At 60.1% G+C, this 18,490-nt stretch carries 16 protein-coding genes and 3 pseudogenes; 12 read left to right on the top strand and 7 right to left on the bottom strand.

The window, feature by feature from the left end; genetic code table 11:
- Positions 1–87: 87 nt before the first annotated feature.
- Complete coding sequence (locus tag FHT92_RS24185; protein WP_183750002.1) at positions 88–243, bottom strand: hypothetical protein; 156 nt, start codon at positions 241–243, stop codon at positions 88–90.
- A 250-nt stretch (positions 244–493) separates the two neighbouring features.
- Between FHT92_RS24185 and FHT92_RS24180 the strand changes: the two genes are divergently transcribed.
- The 5 genes from FHT92_RS24180 to FHT92_RS24160 are packed head-to-tail and all read left to right on the top strand — an operon-like array spanning position 494 to position 7,535.
- Positions 494–3,595, top strand: coding sequence for an ATP-binding protein (locus FHT92_RS24180; protein ID WP_183830071.1), 3,102 nt, complete (start codon positions 494–496; stop codon positions 3,593–3,595).
- A gap of 13 nt (positions 3,596–3,608) precedes the next feature.
- Positions 3,609–4,811, top strand: coding sequence for a YcaO-like family protein (locus FHT92_RS24175; protein WP_183830502.1), 1,203 nt, complete (start codon positions 3,609–3,611; stop codon positions 4,809–4,811).
- Between the two features lie 10 nt (positions 4,812–4,821).
- Positions 4,822–5,577 carry a TfuA-like protein gene (locus tag FHT92_RS24170; protein ID WP_183830067.1) on the top strand — a complete coding sequence of 252 codons (756 nt, stop codon included), beginning with the start codon at positions 4,822–4,824 and terminating at the stop codon, positions 5,575–5,577.
- Between the two features lie 47 nt (positions 5,578–5,624).
- Positions 5,625–6,806, top strand: coding sequence for a hypothetical protein (locus tag FHT92_RS24165; RefSeq protein ID WP_183830064.1), 1,182 nt, complete (start codon positions 5,625–5,627; stop codon positions 6,804–6,806).
- An 18-nt stretch (positions 6,807–6,824) separates the two neighbouring features.
- Positions 6,825–7,535 carry a hypothetical protein gene (locus tag FHT92_RS24160; RefSeq protein ID WP_183830061.1) on the top strand — a complete coding sequence of 237 codons (711 nt, stop codon included), beginning with the start codon at positions 6,825–6,827 and terminating at the stop codon, positions 7,533–7,535.
- A 500-nt stretch (positions 7,536–8,035) separates the two neighbouring features.
- Here the strand turns inward: FHT92_RS24160 and FHT92_RS29435 are convergent.
- The 3 genes and pseudogenes from FHT92_RS29435 to FHT92_RS24150 all read right to left on the bottom strand — a co-directional run.
- Positions 8,036–8,382 (bottom strand): annotated as a pseudogene (locus FHT92_RS29435) (transcriptional regulator); the annotation flags it as partial.
- A gap of 202 nt (positions 8,383–8,584) precedes the next feature.
- Positions 8,585–8,896 (bottom strand): type II toxin-antitoxin system RelE/ParE family toxin, encoded by a 312-nt coding sequence (locus tag FHT92_RS24155; RefSeq protein ID WP_183830058.1) that lies wholly within the window; start codon positions 8,894–8,896, stop codon positions 8,585–8,587.
- On the bottom strand, positions 8,893–9,144 hold the full coding sequence (locus FHT92_RS24150; protein ID WP_183749996.1) for an antitoxin: 252 nt from the start codon (positions 9,142–9,144) through the stop codon (positions 8,893–8,895). The genes FHT92_RS24155 and FHT92_RS24150 overlap by 4 nt, the downstream gene beginning before the upstream one ends.
- Before the next feature lie 237 nt (positions 9,145–9,381).
- On the opposite strand from FHT92_RS24150, the gene FHT92_RS29115 reads away from it, so the two are divergent.
- On the top strand, positions 9,382–9,579 hold the full coding sequence (locus FHT92_RS29115) for a hypothetical protein (protein WP_210278583.1): 198 nt from the start codon (positions 9,382–9,384) through the stop codon (positions 9,577–9,579).
- A gap of 476 nt (positions 9,580–10,055) precedes the next feature.
- Here the strand turns inward: FHT92_RS29115 and FHT92_RS24140 are convergent, their stop codons facing one another.
- Positions 10,056–11,150, bottom strand: coding sequence for a GSU2403 family nucleotidyltransferase fold protein (locus FHT92_RS24140; protein WP_183830055.1), 1,095 nt, complete (start codon positions 11,148–11,150; stop codon positions 10,056–10,058).
- Between the two features lie 243 nt (positions 11,151–11,393).
- On the opposite strand from FHT92_RS24140, the pseudogene FHT92_RS29875 reads away from it, so the two are divergent.
- A pseudogene (locus FHT92_RS29875) lies at positions 11,394–11,660 on the top strand (efflux RND transporter permease subunit); the annotation flags it as partial.
- 438 nt (positions 11,661–12,098) lie between these two features.
- On the opposite strand, the gene FHT92_RS24130 reads toward FHT92_RS29875, so the two are convergent.
- Together FHT92_RS24130 and FHT92_RS24125 are read right to left on the bottom strand one after the other, a co-directional pair.
- Positions 12,099–12,734: a BA14K family protein gene (locus FHT92_RS24130; protein WP_183830052.1), complete on the bottom strand. Its 636-nt coding sequence runs from the start codon at positions 12,732–12,734 to the stop codon at positions 12,099–12,101.
- A gap of 63 nt (positions 12,735–12,797) precedes the next feature.
- Positions 12,798–13,196 (bottom strand): DUF1236 domain-containing protein, encoded by a 399-nt coding sequence (locus FHT92_RS24125; protein ID WP_132658304.1) that lies wholly within the window; start codon positions 13,194–13,196, stop codon positions 12,798–12,800.
- A 489-nt stretch (positions 13,197–13,685) separates the two neighbouring features.
- Between FHT92_RS24125 and FHT92_RS24120 the strand changes: the two genes are divergently transcribed.
- The 5 genes and pseudogenes from FHT92_RS24120 to FHT92_RS24100 all read left to right on the top strand — a co-directional run bounded on the left by FHT92_RS24120 (position 13,686) and on the right by FHT92_RS24100 (position 18,486).
- Positions 13,686–13,976 carry a hypothetical protein gene (locus FHT92_RS24120; protein WP_183830049.1) on the top strand — a complete coding sequence of 97 codons (291 nt, stop codon included), beginning with the start codon at positions 13,686–13,688 and terminating at the stop codon, positions 13,974–13,976.
- A gap of 350 nt (positions 13,977–14,326) precedes the next feature.
- Positions 14,327–15,031 carry a hypothetical protein gene (locus FHT92_RS24115; protein ID WP_183749992.1) on the top strand — a complete coding sequence of 235 codons (705 nt, stop codon included), beginning with the start codon at positions 14,327–14,329 and terminating at the stop codon, positions 15,029–15,031.
- Between the two features lie 510 nt (positions 15,032–15,541).
- Positions 15,542–15,679 (top strand): annotated as a pseudogene (locus FHT92_RS29430) (DUF892 family protein); the annotation flags it as partial.
- A 302-nt stretch (positions 15,680–15,981) separates the two neighbouring features.
- Complete coding sequence (locus tag FHT92_RS24105) at positions 15,982–16,224, top strand: DUF2934 domain-containing protein (protein ID WP_183749991.1); 243 nt, start codon at positions 15,982–15,984, stop codon at positions 16,222–16,224.
- A gap of 486 nt (positions 16,225–16,710) precedes the next feature.
- A complete protein-coding gene (locus tag FHT92_RS24100) occupies positions 16,711–18,486 on the top strand; it encodes a PAS domain-containing sensor histidine kinase (protein WP_183830047.1) in 1,776 nt (591 codons plus the stop codon).
- The last annotated feature ends 4 nt before the right edge of the window (positions 18,487–18,490 follow it).

Genomic DNA, 18,490 nt, shown 5'->3' with positions numbered 1-18,490 from the left:
CGCCGTAGCAGATCGCGCAAGGGGGGAGCGGCTTCGATTGGACGCGGGTTCCAATACGGATTAGTGCGCGGTCGAGGTCGGATTCCTTCACACCGAGGTCGCGCAGTGCTGTGGGACGCCAAGTCTGATTGCCAACCAGTGCAGCCCGATCGGCGCATCGGACGCACCGATCGCCGCCGCGATCCATGCCATGGTCTCGGGTGCCGCTGGGCTGTTGTAGGCAAGCGCGTGGCGAAGTCGCAAAGAGCCACTGCTTGTCAGCGTCAGAAACACATTTTTCATTATGGGAAGAGGGATTCGATTCCCCTATGGCGTGCCACTCTCTTTGAAATCGTTGCGTAATTTCGACGTGCGGGTATGCCCCGCCGCACGGCATTTCGTGCCGCGTAACAATCCGATCTGCTTTCAACTTTTGGCTACCGACACATCGTGTCGGCCTGTGTTATAGTCGCTCTGTCAGGTGCAGGATCTAGCAGACACGCAAGGGCCGGCGATGGCGAGCGAAAGTCCTATCAACTCACCGAAGCATACACGAAAATCGACGGGCGGGGGCGCGCGGCCGGCGGAGCATGGCAGCGAGCGGCGCCTCATCACGGCGCTCTGCTACGATCTTGTCGGATCGACAAATCTTTTCCATCAACTCGATATCGAGGACTTCCAGGAGCTGATTTCCGCCTTTCAGCACGGGGTGCGGTCGGCGATCCTCGCGCGTTCCGGCGTTATGCGGGTCGAGGCCGGTGACGGCGGTGTTGCCCTTTTCCCGACCGAACTTGGCGCGCGCGATGCCGCGTCGCTGGCGATTCGCGCTGGCTTCGACGTTATCGAGGCCTGCCGGCGCATCGGCCGCGAGGCGCGGCGCAGCGACATGCATGTCCGCGTCGGCATCGCCACCTCCATCGCGCTGGTCCAGGAACCGCGCGAGGAAGTCCCTTCGCAGGAACCGGTGACGGGGGCGGCGCTCGCCATGGCGACGCGGCTGGAAGCCCTCGCGGCCCCTGACAGCATTCTCGTCTCGGAGGAAACGAAGACCCTCGCTGGACGCGCCTACGCCTTCATCTTCGAGGGCAGCCGGTCGCTAAAGGGATTTGCCGAGCCCCAAAGGGTTTGGCGCGCGCTCGAACATCGTACCGAAGTCACCCGCTTCTACGCCTTCGGACGGCTTGGCGGTTCCTTCATCGGCCATGCCGCCGAGCTTGAGACAATTGCCCGTTGCTGGCGAGAGGTCTTGGCCGGGAAAGGCCAGATCCTGGCGATCGAAGGCGACGCCGGCATCGGGAAATCGCGGCTTTTGCGGGAGATCCGCAAGCTTACCCGCAAGGAGCGATCGAGGGCCTTCCTGTTTCAGTGCGCGCCCGGCGGCGCGCGCTCCACGCTTCACCCGATCATGCATGGTTTTCCCGGCACGGCGTCCAAGGCGGCTGGCCCCTCACGCCTGACGGCCACAACCGTCGCCGCCGCGTTCGCCCACCACGGCATAGAAGAGCCAGACGTCGCCGAACTGTTTTCGTATCTGCTCGGCGCTGCGGGCCGAAACGAGTCCCTCTCCGGCAGCGATCCCAAGGCAATCCGCGACAGGGCGCGGCGGGCGACCATCCAAGCGCTGGAGACCGTCGGCGCACGCGGTCCGCTGATCATGGCGGTCGAGGATATTCACTGGATCGATCCGACGTCGCAGGACCTCCTTGGGGAAATCGCCCGCACAGTTTCACGGCTTCCCATCCTTCTCGTCGTCACCTTGCGTCCCGGCACCGCGATGGATTGGGCCGACGGTGCCGACGTGGTGCACCTGTCGTTGAAGCCACTCAATCGCGACGAGACGAAGCAGGCGATCGAAGCGAGTTGGCCGGCACACAAGCGGACGGCACTTCCGGAACTTCTGGAGGCGACGGAGCGGATTTCCGGCGGCATTCCGCTGTTCATCGAGGAGATCTGCCAGTGGATCACGGAGATCGCGCCTGCGGATGCGGCGAATATTCCTGAGGCAATCGCGCATGATGGCGAGGCAAAGGTCTCTCACACGCACGCGCTTGCCTTCGAAGGGATTCTCGACGAACGACTCGCGCGGCTCGGACCGGCGCGGGACGTGGCGCGAGCCGCGGCGATCGCCGGCGGCCGTACGACGCTGCCGCTGCTTCACGCGCTTTTGCCGGATCTCGCCAGGCGGTCGCTGGCTAGTGCGGCGGATGTGCTGTGCGAAACCGGCTTTCTGACGCGTGGCCGAACCGGCGGAACCGTGATCTACCGCTTCCGACACGCCCTGATCCAGGAAACGATCTATAAGGCACTCCTGCGCAAGCAACGGCAGGTTCTGCACCGGCGGCTGTTCAACGCTGTCAGCGACGACCGTGGGCTGGCGGAATGGATCGACACCGGCGGGCTCGCCGACCAGGCGGAACGCGCCGGGCTCACGGAGGAGGCAATTCGGCTGTTCATCGCCGCCGGCTCCGAGAGTGCCGGCCGCTCGGCGATGATCGAGGCGCGCCACCATCTGGAGCACGCGCTGGCCCTTTGCGCCGAGATGGACGAAAGCGAGGCGGTCGACGCCTTGCGGCTTTCCGCCTTCACCAGGCTCGGCCCGATCCTCACTGGCCTCGTCGGTGCCAATTCTCCGCCCGCCCGCAAGCTGTACGAAGACGGCGTCGCCATCGCCCGCCGCCAGCCGAAGGAAGACCAGCCAAAGTGGTTTCCGATCTATTGGGGCTGGTGGCTGACCGGGCCTGACTTTCTCGTCATGCACGACCGCGCACTCGAAGTGCAGATGATGATGCTTGGCACCGAAGATCGCGAAATCGCCCTGCAGGTCAAGCATTGCATCTGGGCGATCGACTTCAATCTCGGCTGGCACAAGGAGACGCAGGAGGCGATCACGGCGGGGCTTGCGCTCTACGACGAGCGATCGGCCGAAACCGCGCGAACGCTCTATGGCGGCCACGACGCCAAGGTCTGCGGCCTCGGACAACTCGCTCTGTCGCTCTGGCTGACGGGACAGGGCTCGGCCTCGGACACAGCACTTGCGGACATGGTCGGCCTGGTCGAGCGCATCGGCCATGTTCCGAGTACCGCCCATTCGCTCGACACCGAGGCAGTCTCGGCCTTCTACCGCGACGATTTCGAGCGGCTGGCGGATGTTTCAAGCCGGATGCGGCTCTTTGCCCAGCAACATGAGATGCAGTCGCTCGCTGGCATGTCGCTGCTTTTCGGCGGCTGGGCCAAAGCCCACAGCGACGACCTCCTCGCCGGCCATGAGATGTTCGGCGAGGGATTGGCGCTGCTCAAGGACCTCGGCGCCGTCGCCGACCTGCCGATCTATCTCTACATGCACGCGACCCTGCTCGGCCTTGCCGGCAAGTATGAGCAGGCCATCGACGTCGCCACCGATGCCATCCGGCAGGCCAAGGAAACCGGCCATGCCTACTGGCTCGCCGAACTCTACCGCTGCCGGGCCGTGCTGCGCGCTCGGGGAAACGTGAAAACCAATCTTGTCGCCGCCGAACTGCTGACCGCCGTGACCATCGCCGAAAGCCAGGGTGCGATGGCTCTGCTGCAACGGGCGAGCCGCTCAACCCGGGAGCTGGGTGTTGTTATCGGACGCTGACACGGCCGAAGGCTTGACCCCTGCCCCGCCGGCGATCGACGGACGGATTGCCGACTTTCGCGACGAGCTTGCCGCTGGCTTGAGGCAACCGCTCGATACGCCGGCCGACCCCGGCGCCGCCGAGGCATGTTTTCGCAGGCTACTCCCTTTCAGCCGCCGGGCCGGCATCACCCGTCTCGCTGACCTGACCGGGCTCGACCGTCTCGGTCTGCCGGTGGCGCAGGCCATCCAGCCGGCCGCGCTTTCCGAGGTGACCTCGCTTGGCCGCGGCCTCACCCTGATGGAGGCGGCGGTCGGGGCGATCATGGAGGGTCTCGAGCGTTTCTTCGCCGAGCGCATTCCCTCCTCGGACTGCTTTCTTGCGACCGCCGACGAGCTTCGGATCGACGCGGCCCTGTTCGAAAACCTGCTGCTTCCCCACGCCGGCACCGCATGGCGATCGCTGCCAATTCCCTGGACCTTGGCTGTCGATGTCGCGAGCGGAGCGCCGCAGCCGGTGCCGCTCGAACTTGTTCACACCTGCTATACCGATCCCGAGCCACAGGGCGACGGATTGTTCATCCGCACCACCACCGGCCTTGCCTGCCACAGCACGGCGCGCGATGCCTTCGCGCATGGGCTGTTCGAATGCATCGAACGCGACGCGATCGCGCGGGCCTTCACCACCCACGGCTTTTTCGATCGTCGCCGCATAGCGACATCGCGCATCGGGCCGAAGGTCGAGCATATTCTTTCGGTCACCCGGACGCAGGGCATCGCTTTCGCGCTTTGGCACGCCCCCTCGCCCACCGACCTACCGGTGATCTGGTGCCAGGCGATCGAGGCCGGCGCGGCTGAGCCGACCCTGGCGTTGCCGACGGAGGGCCATTCGGCGGGCTTTACCGTCGAGACCGCCGCGGCGAGCGCGATGCTGGAGGCATTGTCGGCGCGCGCCGGGGCGATTTCCGGCGCGCGCGACGACCAGACGCGCGAACACTATCGCAAGAGCACCGATCCGCTCGTCGCGGACGCCCGCCGCCTGATCCTCGAAGCCACGACAGCGGGCACGGCAGCGTCGCCCTTCGCCCCAACATGCCTGCGCGACGTCGTCGACCGGGTTGCCGCCTGCGGGCTTGGACCTATTCTCGCCGTACCGGTTGGAGCGGACGCCGAAGCAGGCGTGGCCTGCGTGCGAACCATTCTTGCGGGTGCGCGGCCGTTTTCAATTTTGCGTTGAGGGGTTGCCGATGACGAATGCCGGCAAGGAAGGTCCGATTCTGGTATTTCTCGGCCCCACGCTGCGTCGCGACGAGGCGCAGGCGGTGCTCGACGCGATCTATCTTCAGCCCGTATCCCAGGGAGACGTCATACTCGCCGCCCATGCCTTCCGGCCACGTGCGATGGTGCTGATCGACGGACAGTTCGAGGACCGCCCCGCCGTCCGCCACAAGGAAATTCTCTGGGCGATGGCACAAGGCATCGTCATGATCGGCGCGGCCAGCATGGGAGCCTTGCGGGCGGCCGAGCTTGCGCCCTATGGCATGATCGGCGTCGGCCTGATCTATAGGTGGTACCGGCGCTGGCCGTTGACGGCGGAGGATGCGGTCGCTGTGCAGTCAGGGCCCGCCGAACTCGGCTTTCTGCCGCTCACGGACGCACTGGTCGACCTTCAACGGACATTCTCGACGCTTGCCCGCCGAAATATGATGACATCCGATGAGCGCGACCAACTCATCGCATTGGCGCGCGGGACGAACTTTCGCCATCGCTCGCTCGCAGCCCTATTGCGGGCTGGGGGATTTTCCAGCGACCGTATTTCGGCATTGCGGAAAGAAATGACCGGGCAAAAGCGCCAGGACGCACTCCTTGCGTTACGTATGGCGCCTTCTCTAACAATAGAGCGGCAGGGCCGCGATGTTGATCGCGCCTGGGTCGCGACCAATACTTTCATGAGAGATTTGGAAGCCTCGCATATTGACATCGACTTGATACGAAATTACTAATTAAACGTGTGGTTGCTCAATCCTTCTTCTTCGAAAGCGATTGTGCTATGGAGTATCCGAACAATGTGACGGAACGCGTGAACCCACGCATCGGAACACGATTCTGGATTTTCCCCCAGCCTCCCTTCATCCCCGGCTACGAAGAGCCCGATCGCGTCTGGCTCTCGATCCTGCCCGACGAGATCCGTGACGGACCGAGCGACCAGTGGGTGTACGTGGTCGATCCGTTGATCGAAAAACGGCCCTATGGTCCTGACGATCTGCCGCCGTTCGAAGGCGAGCGGCGACCGGCGGCACGATCTGGCCCGGATCGCAACTTCGACAATATGGATCCGAAATCGCGGGCCTACCTCGGCGTCCACGTCTATGCCTGCGTACATTTCGTGCTCGACATCTGGCACAGCTATCTCGGTCATCGCATCCGCTGGTTCTTCGACCCGGTCTTTCGCCGCCTGGAAATCATTCCCCTGGTCGAGTGGGACAACGCCCATGCCGGCTACGGCTATCTGGAGCTGGGAGCCTCCGATGTTGGCGGCGTGCTGCGGCCCTATGCGCTAAACTTCGACACAATCGCCCACGAAGTCGGCCATTTCATCAGCCTGTCGGAACTCGGCATACCGATGATCACGTCGCGCGAGGCCGATTTCTTCCCGTTTTCCGAAGCCTTTTCCGACTGCGTGTCGCTGATTTCGCTGCTGCATTTTGATTCCGCCGTCGACCGGCTGCTGCGTCGGACGCAAGGCAATCTCCTACTTTCCAACGAGCTCAACCGCTTCGCCGAGACCAGTCCCGAGACGCAAATCCGTCTCGCCACCAATTTCCGCCGCATGTCGGAAACCACCCGCGAGCCGCACGACCGCTCGCTGCCCTTCCTCGGCGCGATCTTCGACAGCATCGTGGAGATCTATCATCGGCAATTGGTCAGGGACGGCTTTGCCGACAGGCGCCTTTTGAACGTCGATCTGCGTGACTTGACGCTGAGCGAGTTCGACGAGTTCCGCTCGCTGACCGAACGGTCGTTTCGCGACCGGCCGCTCTATTTCAAGCTGGCGCTCGAGACCGCGCGTGACCAGGTCGGCAGTGCACTCGCCGCGTCGCTGCGTACACTTGATCCCAACACCATGACTCTCGAGCAAGTAGCACGGGCCGTCATCCAAGCTGCCAGCCGTGGCGGCGCCGATGCGCTCGAAGCGAATTTTGTGTGGCGTGAAATTATCGGTCCGAGATGAACTCTAGGAGGGCAAACAATGAGCGACTGTTGCGGTCCCTATCCGGGCGTGGGGGAGGAGCCGAAAGGCCTACAGGTTCCTGACTACAGTACCTACAACCCAGGAGAAGTGAAATTGTATGGACGACCTGCCACTCTTCTATCCGCAATCAACGACAACATGCTAAAGGAGAAAATTTATGCCGCGATGGACTCGAACGAAGCAATAAACAACCTGAATCCGGAAGCAAAAAAAGAAGTCGGTGGAATAATCGACGACCTAATAAGAGAGATTGAGAGAAAAACCGGCGAGGACGTCATCCTTTCCCTCTTGAACGGAAGAATAACATTCACGGCGCTTGGTGACGACGGAATTTATGCGCTGCCAATTACCATCGGTGGTCAGACGCTCCACAAGCAAGTCCGGCAATGCATGAAAAGCATCGGCGTCATCTACGGATACGCCTATGAAGGCCATTGCTACCGTTTGCCAAAGCCGCAAATCATGTTCTTGCCGGAAGAGGCTCGCACCATCGTGCAGGGCGATTGCGGATGCGACTGCGGATACGAGCCCAAGCTCGGATATGCCGTATGGCAAATCGACAAGCTCGATGTCGTCGTGGCACTCGACATCCGAGCCGACGACGTCAAGACGCTCGTCCTCGACGCCAATCTCCCGGGCAACCGTTCGCCGCTTGCCTATGCGCAGACACAGGCGCTGGCTCCGCAACGTGGGCCAATGGGCGGATAGGGCCGGGAAACGGATGCCAAATCGGGTGGCTGCAACCACCAGCCGTCCCCCAAAGCGCCTCGGCGAAAGGGCGGAAGAGGAATATCTCAGGCTGCCGCCAGTATTGTCTCCGTGCTGTCGGCCGGTGTTCTTCGTCGTTAGCACAACAAGCCGTAAGGCCATCTCGCCCGGATCTGACGCGCCAATATGTCCTTTTCGGAACTAGACTTTTTCGGATTGCAGCATAGCGCCACTACACTACACTACACTGCAGTGCCGACCCCTCGTCACTGAAATGGCAGAGATGACAGCTTATGGCTCCGCTGCGACCGGGTGTTTTCACCACGTAATGTCCGCTTTGCGGCGACGTCGACCGGTGGCTCGATGACCACTATGGAGGCGCAAAGTAACCGCTCAAGCGCAAAAACGCGTCAGAACCAAATCAAGCTTTGCCCGCTTGCCTTGCGAGTTGCAACAGGCGAGCGCGCACCGAGGCACCGAGATTTCTGACTTCTTTTAGCCACATGGGTCTCGACGCTTTCGTTGAGAAGGCTGTCTGTGAAACGTACGATACACATCGAGGGCCGTTCGGTTGTGGGGCCCAGTCCGTGGAAAGCGAGGGCCGAAACAAGGCAGACAAGCGCCTTCGGGACGCGTTTGGCAATCTCTGCCAGACTATGGTTGGTATCGAGTTCCGCATCGGGGAGTTGATAAAGACGGCGGTTAAGCCGCACGACCTTGCTATCCCGTTACATCGGCTCATGGTGGCCGCCGTCACCCCTGCATTCCGCAGTTCCGCCAGACGTGCTATCCCGCGTTTAGCGAGCACAGTTCGGGCGATTTGGCGTTGGGTGACGGAGGCCGGCATTGATACAAAAACCCGGAGCATAGAATCTATTATCCGAGGATTTGTATCAAAATCCCTGGCCTTGAGAAAGGCGTTGATTGGCGAAGCCGTGAGTAACAACTGACCTTCGCCTTGAAGGGATCAGAACTGGCGATCCGCTTAGAACCACATGATAAAACGATCTATGGACCTTGCGCTCAGCAATCTCACCTTCGTCCATAGATCATTCGTTCAGACGACCAACCAAACGCTGCATGAGATCCATTCGTTCATGAAATATCGCCACGATCAAGGCGGGCGCATCCTCGCGAAGCAGGCAAAAGACGTAGTGATGTTCGCACCGGGCCATTCGTAACGCCGGATGAAGCGCGCTCAGATCCTTGAAAGGACTTTTGCCCTCCGCCAGATTTGCGATATGGCGCTCCAACGCTGAGACGTAGCGGCGTACCTGGGCGGGACCCCATTGCGCACGAGTGTAGCGGATTACCGAACGTAGATCGGATTCCGCCTCTGCGGTAAGAATGTAGGCCGTCAAACACGACCCTCGACCATCTCCTCGTCGAGGATCTCACCTACGGTTTTGGTTGACAGTTTTCCGGCGAGCCCGTCATTAATGCGCGTGTTCATCAACGTCTTCAACTCCTCCCAGGCTCGTTCTCCATCTGTGTCACCGGGAAAGAGGCGCTCGAGCGCGTACTGCTTGATTGTCTTGCCCTGCAAAGCGGCGAGCGCCTTTAGGCTTTGATGTTGCTGGTCCGTTATGTCAATTGTCAATCGGCTCATCCAACGTGCTCCTGAACTGAAAAGCCACATTAACACATATGTGGGTATGTGGGCCAGGCGCAAGGGGCGGAGAAGGAGAAGCGTTGGAACTCGAACGCTATATCAAAGCGCTTCAAGCGCACGATGCTGTGCGGGCGCGTTGGAGCACACAATCTCGATCACCTTTCCCTGACACCAATCTTCCAATCGGCCGAAGCATTAGGTGTACCGGTCCCGCTCCATCCCCGCACGCCTCAGATGGCCGTCAGGTCAGCCTACTATTCTGGCTTTACACCAGAAGTGGATGCTGCCTTTTCCAGCTATGGTCTGGGCTGGCACTATGACGCCGGCATTCGGTTCATCCGTTTGGTGCTTGCCGGCACATTCGATCGCATGCCGGGGCTGCAGACGGGTGGGTGGGCGCAACCCAACGATATGAACGATGGGGCGCCTTAGCTGAGACCTGAAGCAACAATCTCACCTTGTCCGTGAACGACTAAGACGCTTGAAAGCAATCGCGAGAATTGCTGCCATCCTACACTGCGACACCCGCAGTAGTTCCAGCCTTGTCGCTGGTCTGTGGCCTTGAGCAGACGCGAACTTTCTCCCCGAAAATTGGCAAAACCGTCGTGGGGATCGTGCGCGGCGAGGGGCGCCAGTTTGTTCAACCGCCTATTTGACTCTATGCGGTCGGCGACGTGCTCGGACGCACCGGACGCCCTACTAGGCTCGCAATCGGACATGGAGCGAGTATGATTTTCAGCCGCTATCTAAGCAAGGCGCCGTTCGCTTTAATAAGAAAGAAGCTAAGTTAAGCGCACTTAAATAAGCGTCGTTCAATTCCACGCCTTGAGCGGACTCGAACTCTCGGCACCAGATTTGTCTCCACTTCGAATGAAATCAACTGCTTGGCTTTCGAAGCCGAGGACGGCCTATTCCCCAAACGGAAGTTCAATTTCTTGGCGGATTTTTTTTGCGCCCTCGATCAGGACCGCGCTGAACCGCTCGGCATCTTGTGCCGGCAGCATCCCTGCGCCGGTTCGAATTCCTTCTTGCCACGCAGGCCCGCGCTCCCAGGCTTCGTTGTAGACGAGCGCCAAGTCGGCAGATCGCCTTGTCTGCTGCAGGGCTTCAAAGAGCAACGCAGCTTGACGAATGTCCTTCTCTTGCTTTGCCGGCCCCTGCCCGTCAGTGTGTCGGCGACTGGCGACGATGAGCTTGTGGACCGCATAGCGGGCCGGATCAGGGACGACAACTGGGACACCACTTCGGTGGAGCAGCATTGTCCTGATAGGTTCCCTTATGAGGAAGTCGAGAAAGCGTAATGGATCCGCGCTGGCGCCACCAAGGGCGGGCATCTTCGCCGGCTGGTCGATGTGGTCGTCCGAACCGCGGTTAGAGGTCAAGAATTCGACCCTGTAGCCGTCGGCATTCTGAAACGCCGACGAGACCGCGGATCCCGACCGATGTGGGATTGGCCGGAAGCTAGCGTCGACGCCCTGCAGCAGCTCAACGATCGGGGGTAGGCTGTCTTCAACCTCCCGACTGATGGCATAATCCTGGGCGATGTCCGCATCGCCCGTCAGGATTGCAGCCATGGGAAGCCGCACCCCCAGCAGTCCCGAATAGCACTGAAAGGCCACCGTGCCGATGAGAACACCCCGGAGCCGGAAAAGACCGCCATCGGCAAGAGCCTCGACGATGTCGCCCGACATGGCGTCAGGGGCAATCATCCCGCCTTCGCGGGTGAGGGTATTTACCAAGCGCCTGCGAGCGCGTAGATCGTCCTTGTCCCGCTTATGATCAGCTACGCGCTGCGCGATATCCGGATCATCAGCACGACCGACGTAACGACGTTTCGTGCCACCATGTCCATCAGGGATGTCGAAGTACCAGTACTTGCGCCCTTTGATGTTCGCCGGGGTGAACCGACCTTCTGGAGGGAAATCGGCCGTCCAAGCGGCGTCGAGCGAGCGCTGACCCAGCTCGGCAAGCATCGTCTGATACATGAGGTCGATGGGTTTCATAGTCTTGGCTCCGGCGTTATACCGTTTTTCAAAAACAGTATAACGGTCGAGAGAATAGGCCGCAAGATTATCAGCCGTCCCGCAAGTTCAATAATCCAAGCGTAAGGGTTGGTCACGTGGTCGTGAGCCCACGCTTCAGCCGCATCCATTGTCATAGGTTTCGTGTCGGAATGGCTCACGCCGAACATCCACAATGTCGGAGTCGCCAGGGCCGTAATCGCTCTCTGGATATCAGCGTCCGGCGACTTTGGAATGTTGCCGATGGCTTTGGGCCTCGACGAAGGCGGCGAGCAACGTGCCCCGATGGCCCATGCCGTAATTGGTGGATTGATATCCTCTACGGCGCTTAACCTGGTCCTTGTGCCGGTGGTCCTGACTTATCTTGACGGCATGGCGGGGGCTTGGGGCGCTGGTTTGCTCATCCGGCGGCTGCCACAAGGCCGTGAGGTCGGCAACAAGACACGGTCTGCTGCAAAGGTCAGCCAGCGCTCAAGATGCATGACATCCTAGGCCTTGAATGGAATCGAACCTGCGACCTTAGGGGCTTGCGTCTGGAGTTCGGTGGAAGTTCAAGCTCTTGACCAGAGATCGACCGCCATATCGGCTACTGGGAATCCTATGCGACGAGCCATGAATCCTTCAACAAAGACGAAGGAATGAAAGAGGAGGTCCGCAACGCCGCAAAACCCTTCTCGAAGGAATGTTCACCGAAAAACACGAAAACACGAACAACAGCTCACCGCCGGCTCAACCTCACCCACCCACGTCAAAAGTAGAACGTAGGCGGAGATACGCGTTACCGATGGAAAAATCGGCCTGTCCCTCGGCGATCCCGATGTCGTTCACAGCCGCTCTATATCCATCCGCTGTCAACGGCTTTTCATCGATAGCTTTTATATCGATGTGTCGGGCGGCAGCCTTGGTGGGTCTGAAACTCCGTCATGGCGCTCAGTTCGACACTAGCGTGTTTTCGGTTCGCGGGCCTGAACCGGTGGCCGAGGCAACAATCTGGCGCGTTGGCGCAACACAGGCTCTGCGCGGGCCATCGAAAGGCTGGTAACTGTTATCCTCTGCCCGATAGGACTGGTAGCGGGCCGCGCACCACGCTTTGGCGGCGCTCTCCGCGGCTCCGGATTCCTGCTGTTGCGGATTCGTTCCGGCCGTCCTCAGAGGAGCCGAAAACGGCGAAGTGCATGTCTTTGTCTGGCCGCTGTAAGCCCGATAGCTGTTGGTAGCGGGATCGAAAGACCGATAGTGGTTGGCGCACCAGTCCACGTGCTCTGGCGACATCGTCGCTATCGATGTTGCCTCCGGTTCGCGCGGGGCAGGCGCCTTGGCCCGCGAGGCAACCGCCATTTTCGGCGCGTCGGTGACATAGGTGGAATAGACAGCTGGAATGCGTTCGTAATGTTGGCTGGCGACGTCTACCCGCACCGGTTTCGTCGTCCAGATATCCGGTCGCGAGAGGCTTTCGAACGTGTGAGGCCCGGGATCGGCCAGCACGACTGAGGCGACCGAGCCGGCGGCAACGCACAGGCCAATAGAACTCGCGATACCAAACGCCAGTGAAGCGATGGCCTTCATGATCAAAATCCTGCTTGTTGGAAAGAGACGGACGCGGCAGCATGCCGCGTCCCAGGGGCAAGGTCAGTTGATGACCTGAATAACCTTGCGGGACGACGGCTCGACGATGACGCGCTCGTCGTTCACGATCGCATAGGAATATTTCGGGTTCTCCGGAACCGGCGTCACGACCACCGTTTCGGGAAGCGGCTGGCCAACCACGACCTTTTCCCTGACGACGACGGGGGTCGCGGGCGCCGGAGCTTGCTGGACATAGGTAACGACCTTCTGCGGCGGCGGATCGATTGCAGTGCCGACGATCGCGCCGGTTACGCCGCCGACGGCTGCACCGACCGGACCGCCGACGATCGCGCCGGTAATGGCGCCGCCTGCAGCTCCGTTGACCGTCGACGACTGAGCAAAAGCCGCGCCCGACATAAGTGTCGCGGAGACAGCCGCGCCGATCATGATCTTGTGAAACATAATGTCCTCCTTTGACTGATGCGGCCAGGGGACCGCAGGCCAAGAACGAGCGATCGCGCAGTCGGTTCCGGGAATAGGACTTTGGTCCGTGGTAGCTATCTTGCAGGCGGGCCGGGCGAACCAGCGAACAAGCTGCTGGGTGGGCCACGTGGAGATTGTTGTCCGAGCAACACTGACGGCGGCCTTCGCGCGATAGGTCCACCTTTCATGCGTGCAAGCTCTGTTGGCATGCCCGCGCCAAGCTTGAAGCCGGCGCCAGTTGGCAGGAAAGGCTCCGGCTCGATTGAGTTCGCCTATCATCACAGATGGTGCCGGCGCGCAATGACAGCGGTTGCGGCACCTATCATCGGCGACGAGCCTTCGACGCCCGTTTGAGCCGACTGGCAATGCGTTTCGAGAGCTGGTTTCCCAAGAAGCGTAGCCTGCCGAACAATCCGATCCGATCGAGGTTGGTAGGCATCCGAACAGCCAGAAAATGGGAGGAAGACCATGCCGGAAGACATCTCCAAATCCGCACAGGATCCAGTGAACGTGCAAGGCAGGACCTCGCGAGGGAATGACCGGTCAGGTTCAGACCAGTCGGCGCCAAACTTCAGCGATCTCAAAGCGAAGGTTTCCGAAGATCTGACGCCGGCCAGCGATGCCGTTGGAGAAACCACTGCGACCGTTATCGACAAGGTTCCAGGAGACCGTCGTCGAACAGAAAAACTTCGCTGCACGCCAGATCGAGGGCGTCGCCGCGATTGCGTAACAGAGATATGCTTCGACGAAAGCGCCTGAAACCGGCGGTCGAAGAGCTAAACGACCGTCAGCGACGGCGCCTCGCAATGTCGGAGTTCCGTCAGGCGCACGCAGATAGCTGCGGCTCCGTCCTGAAATCAAGCACCTGCGTGCCGATCCCAGGCAAGCCGTTGTTCGTTCAACGGCACTCGTCTCTCAAGGTGCCATTGCGCATTTGTGCACGCCACTCACGCGTGTCAGGTCGCGGGCATGAGCGCTCGGTGCGGTGGATTCCTGTAACGTTTCCGGTTTCGATGGGGTCGAGCGGGATCGCGATGCCCCCTTGGTCGTAGTCCCGACGGTAGCGATCGGTCCCAGGCGGCATACCCCCGAAACGACCGCGGGAGTCCATGTCCCCAAACGACTGGCAAAAGCCGGGGGCGGTGCCGAAGCCGGCCAGAACAATCAACGTTAATGCGAAGAGCCTGCGCATGACGGTTTTCCTTTTTGGTTGGCAGGAGGAAAATCGTCGTGGGCTGTTCTTGTTCCAGATGCATCCTCTATCCACAATGGTTCTCGAAAAGCCACGGCTTTCTCGACCTTCCTCGGCGATCACAGCGACACAGGCACGTCCAACATCGCGATATTCGCGCGGATCTACCTTCGGGCAGCGCCTCCGCCGGTTGGTTCCGCAGCCTCCCCTCCCTAATGTCGTCGCTTTGTCACACCAGCGGCGTTTCTCGTCAGGTTTAGCCGGTCGTCTTGAAGCGAATCGCGAAAGGCGCGAAGTGAGAAATCCGGGTGAAACGATGAGGGCGTGCGATTTGCTCAGGGTCATTGAGGGTGGGCTTCATTGTCCGGCCGCGCAAGATTGTGCGAGCGACGCGGTCGTAAAACTTCGCGGAGAGGGGCAGCGGCGTTTGCGCCAGGCAGGTATCGAACGCTATGAATCACGCCAAAGGGTAACGGGTCGTGCCATCCCGCCATCGCTGAAGTTCTTCAAGCTGCAGATTGAATTTGCAGTCCAGGCCTTGTCGCAGATGTCGCCCTTGCCGGCCGATTATATGTCCGACCGTTACTGGCCGTTGCATGAAAACCGGGCGGACCTTGGGTGAGGCAGCCCGTTCGATCGGTCAGGCGGGCGTCGCCGACCCACCGCAGACTTCGGATGACCTCCTAAGCTCGCAAGACCATTCAGATTACCGGCGATTTTTCACGCGTCGTGGCTCCAGCCTTCGGCAGCAATTTCATTCATTTCCTCGATCGTTAGGGACTTTTTCACCCTGCCGGCATCGTCCGATCATTGATCGCCCCTGCGGCGCCGGCAGCTCGGATTCGTAACTCTCCGTGCGGCAGTTTGTTCGTCCGCTCTTCGGGTTCCACCCAGAGATGGGCAAGGAGCTCGCGTTTGAGGGTTACCTTGATCTTTCATTGCGAGGGACGGTGAAGGCATAAGATTTTCCAGCTGAATACCTCCACAAAAATAAACTGATATTCCCTTTTCTTTGAAGCCGACAAGCTTGGCGCGAAGGGCATTCCGGTGGCGTGGTAGCACTGGCCCGGCACGGATCTCGAGAGGGATCGGCATCATCGCGCCAGCCGTCCTCCACAATCCCAAAACCGGTGCGGCCGCTTTCAAACATGGCCTGCAGGACGTCGTTCCATTGCTGAAGGCCAACCTGGCCCAAGAAGAAGCGACCGACAAGAAGCTGACACAGCTTGCGCAGGCGCAGGCGAATGCCAAGGGTCAGAAGGTCGCCTGATGATATGATGCGATCAAGGCCGCCGATAGGGCGGCCTTTTTTTGTTCAGAGGAGGACAATCGGCTGGCGGGCGCGGTAAGAGCCGGAGAACGGCATCCTATTTCGGCATGAAAGCGTCTAGTGCGGAATTCTTGATAGCCGTAATATAAGGGGCCTGAACACCGATGATCGTCCATCGACGGTTCCGTCGCTTCGGCCTTCATATCAGGCGATTTCTCAGAGAAGGGAAAGGCAGAACGTTCGCACCGGAACTTGGGCTCCGGACGCCCGTTTAAGGCTCAGACCAAGCAAGGAGCTTTTCCATGGGAGATCGCGAGCAAGCACGGCGAGAGCGCGCCTACAGAATTTGGGAGGCAGAAGGTCGCCCCGAAGGACGCCATCTCGATCACTGGCGACGCGCAGACGAGGACGGCGAAGCAGTAGAGACGGAAGCCGCCGACGTGACTGACGCAAACCAGGAAGCCAACCGCCAGTTCAATGGCAAGGGCGCAGAAGCGCCATCAGCGGTAGATGTCAGACCGCCTTCCGTGTCGAGCGCTGACTGACAAGTGCGCGAAGGCCTGCACTGATGGCCAGCCGTTGGGCGCAGCGTTGCGAACGGCAATACCGGGTCCAGTTTCGTTGTCACGCTGACCAGTCGTGCGTCCCCCAGTTGGATACGAAAATCTTAGCAATCGTAACACTGGGCACGGAGCCATGTGATGCGGCCTGCCCTTCTGGCGCATTGCCTCCACCACCGGCGTCGTGAAGAGGTACTACAATCCGGGACGTCGAAGTTCCACGCACATCGTCTCCGTTGCAGCTGATGGGCAAGGCCTTCGGATGGGCTGGAGAACGTTTCCAGCACTCGCAGCCATTCTTTACATTGGAAATCCATGCGATGGCTGCCACTATCGAAACGCCGCGAAGTGTTAAGCGTCTCCCCTCGTTATCGCGTTCAAGCGGCTTAACTTCACATCTGTTTCCTTAGGGTCGATAGAGTGTCTGCAATCGAATTGAACAATGAAACCGCGTGTGCCGGAATAGCGGACATGCTCGAGCAGGGGCTTTGGGACGACTCCGTCGTGGGACCGCCGTCGGAATGGCCTGACTGTCTGAAGTCCGCCGTGGACATCATGCTTCCTTCACATGCACAGATCGTGATGTTCTGGGGCGACCAGTATGCAGCCCTTTATAACGACGCCTATGCTCCCACGATCGGCCTTAGGCATCCGCGTGCATTTGGAAGACCGGCAAAGGAGAACTGGGGCGAGCTCTGGGATGACCTTAAGCCTTTGTTGGATCGCGTCCTTTATGGTGGCGAAACCGTTTCCGCCAGGGATCGTCAATTTTACATCGAGCGCCACGGACATCCCGAAACCGTCTATTTCGACATTTCCTATTCGCCGATCAAAGACGAAACCGGTAGCGTCCGCGGGGTGTTCTGCATCGTCAGCGAGACGACAGAAAGGGTGCGTTCGCAGCAAGCACTCAAGGAGAGCGAGGAACGTCTACGAGCGCTATTTTCCCAGTCTGCCGCAGGTATCGGCCAGATCGACCTTCAGGGCCGAATGACGCTCGTCAACCAGCGCTTCTGCGAGATGCTCGGCTACCAGCGGGAGGAGCTTGTGGGCATCCGTTTTCAGGACTTGACGTTTCCGGACGACCGTCAGGAAGTTGAACGGCTTTTCAAGCACCTTACCGCGGCCGGCGAACCCTTCGATATGGAAAAGAGATGCGTGCGGAACGACGGAAGTATCGTATGGACGGCTGTCTCGGTCTCTGCCCTCACAGATGACGACGGTTCAATCCGGCAGTTAGGCTTCATCGCCATTGACATCTCGGCGAGAAAGAGCGCCCAGGAAGCGGAGCGTCTGCTTGCGTCGATTATCGCTTCCTCCAACGACGCCATCCTTAGTATCGATCTCGGCATGACGATCACCAACTGGAATGCGGCTGCCGAGAGGCTCTACGGATACACTCGAGACGAGGCGGTGGGAAAGTCGGTCCTGATGCTCCTCCCGGAAGGCCGTCATGACGAGGAGCCTGAAATTCTTCGGCAAGTCAGCGCCGGAAAGGTCGTGGAACCTTACGAGACGCAGCGTCGAAGGAAGGATGGCGGCCTGGTAGACGTCCAGCTTAGCGTTTCCCCGATCTATGACAGCAATGGAAGAACGATCGGCGCTTCCAAGGTGGCCCACGACATCACGGCTCGAAAGGAGGCCGAACGTCTTCAAACGGTGCTGACCAGCGAGCTTAATCACCGCGTCAAGAACACGTTCTCCACTGTCATTGCTATTGCAAGGCAGACCCTGGATCGGGAGGGCACGGATCGAAACCAAGTGAGCGCATTCCAGGATCGCCTCATTTCGATGGCGAAGGCACACGATCTGCTCACGCATCGCGACTGGCAACGCGCTGACTTGGGAGAGTTAGTCAGCCAGGTGCTGGAACCCTACCCTCCTGAGCGGTTCGACATCGAGGGCTGCGCTGTGCTGTTGCCTCAGAAGGCCGTTCTCTCGTTTTCGCTCGCAATCCATGAGCTTGCAACGAACGCCGCAAAATATGGAGCATTGTCTGTCGCTCAAGGGACGGTCTCGATCTCCTGGAGCTATGAGGAGGCCATCACGAGGCTGCGGTTCAGATGGGTCGAGCGGGATGGCCCGACAGTACAACCGCCGTCCCGGAAAGGCTTTGGTTCGCGTCTGGTCGAGAGGCTTCTGGCAGCCGAGCTGAATGGCCGTTCGACAATCAACTACGATCCTGCCGGTGTCATCTGCGAGATTGAGGCGATCTTGGATCCGGACGCAGCACCGGAGCGACGATAGCTGG

It is taken from the genome of Rhizobium sp. BK377 (assembly GCF_014193935.1).
GTDB lineage: Bacteria > Pseudomonadota > Alphaproteobacteria > Rhizobiales > Rhizobiaceae > Rhizobium.
Note: the sequence above shows the minus strand (reverse complement) of the source record. Positions and strands in the feature narration are given on the sequence as shown.

Bases quoted from the DNA above. Each gene is read 5' to 3' on its own strand.
- FHT92_RS24100 (WP_183830047.1), top strand. From the start codon at position 16,711: ATGCTCGAGCAGGGGCTTTGGGACGACTCCGTCGTGGGACCGCCGTCG.
- FHT92_RS24115 (WP_183749992.1), top strand. From the start codon at position 14,327: ATGTCCCCAAACGACTGGCAAAAGCCGGGGGCGGTGCCGAAGCCGGCC.
- FHT92_RS24120 (WP_183830049.1), top strand. From the start codon at position 13,686: ATGCCGGAAGACATCTCCAAATCCGCACAGGATCCAGTGAACGTGCAA.
- FHT92_RS24125 (WP_132658304.1), bottom strand. From the start codon at position 13,196: ATGTTTCACAAGATCATGATCGGCGCGGCTGTCTCCGCGACACTTATG.
- FHT92_RS24160 (WP_183830061.1), top strand. From the start codon at position 6,825: ATGAGCGACTGTTGCGGTCCCTATCCGGGCGTGGGGGAGGAGCCGAAA.
- FHT92_RS24180 (WP_183830071.1), top strand. From the start codon at position 494: ATGGCGAGCGAAAGTCCTATCAACTCACCGAAGCATACACGAAAATCG.
- FHT92_RS24130 (WP_183830052.1), bottom strand. From the start codon at position 12,734: ATGAAGGCCATCGCTTCACTGGCGTTTGGTATCGCGAGTTCTATTGGC.
- FHT92_RS24105 (WP_183749991.1), top strand. From the start codon at position 15,982: ATGGGAGATCGCGAGCAAGCACGGCGAGAGCGCGCCTACAGAATTTGG.
- FHT92_RS29115 (WP_210278583.1), top strand. From the start codon at position 9,382: ATGGCCGTCAGGTCAGCCTACTATTCTGGCTTTACACCAGAAGTGGAT.
- FHT92_RS24150 (WP_183749996.1), bottom strand. From the start codon at position 9,144: ATGAGCCGATTGACAATTGACATAACGGACCAGCAACATCAAAGCCTA.
- FHT92_RS24140 (WP_183830055.1), bottom strand. From the start codon at position 11,150: ATGAAACCCATCGACCTCATGTATCAGACGATGCTTGCCGAGCTGGGT.
- FHT92_RS24170 (WP_183830067.1), top strand. From the start codon at position 4,822: ATGACGAATGCCGGCAAGGAAGGTCCGATTCTGGTATTTCTCGGCCCC.
- FHT92_RS24165 (WP_183830064.1), top strand. From the start codon at position 5,625: ATGGAGTATCCGAACAATGTGACGGAACGCGTGAACCCACGCATCGGA.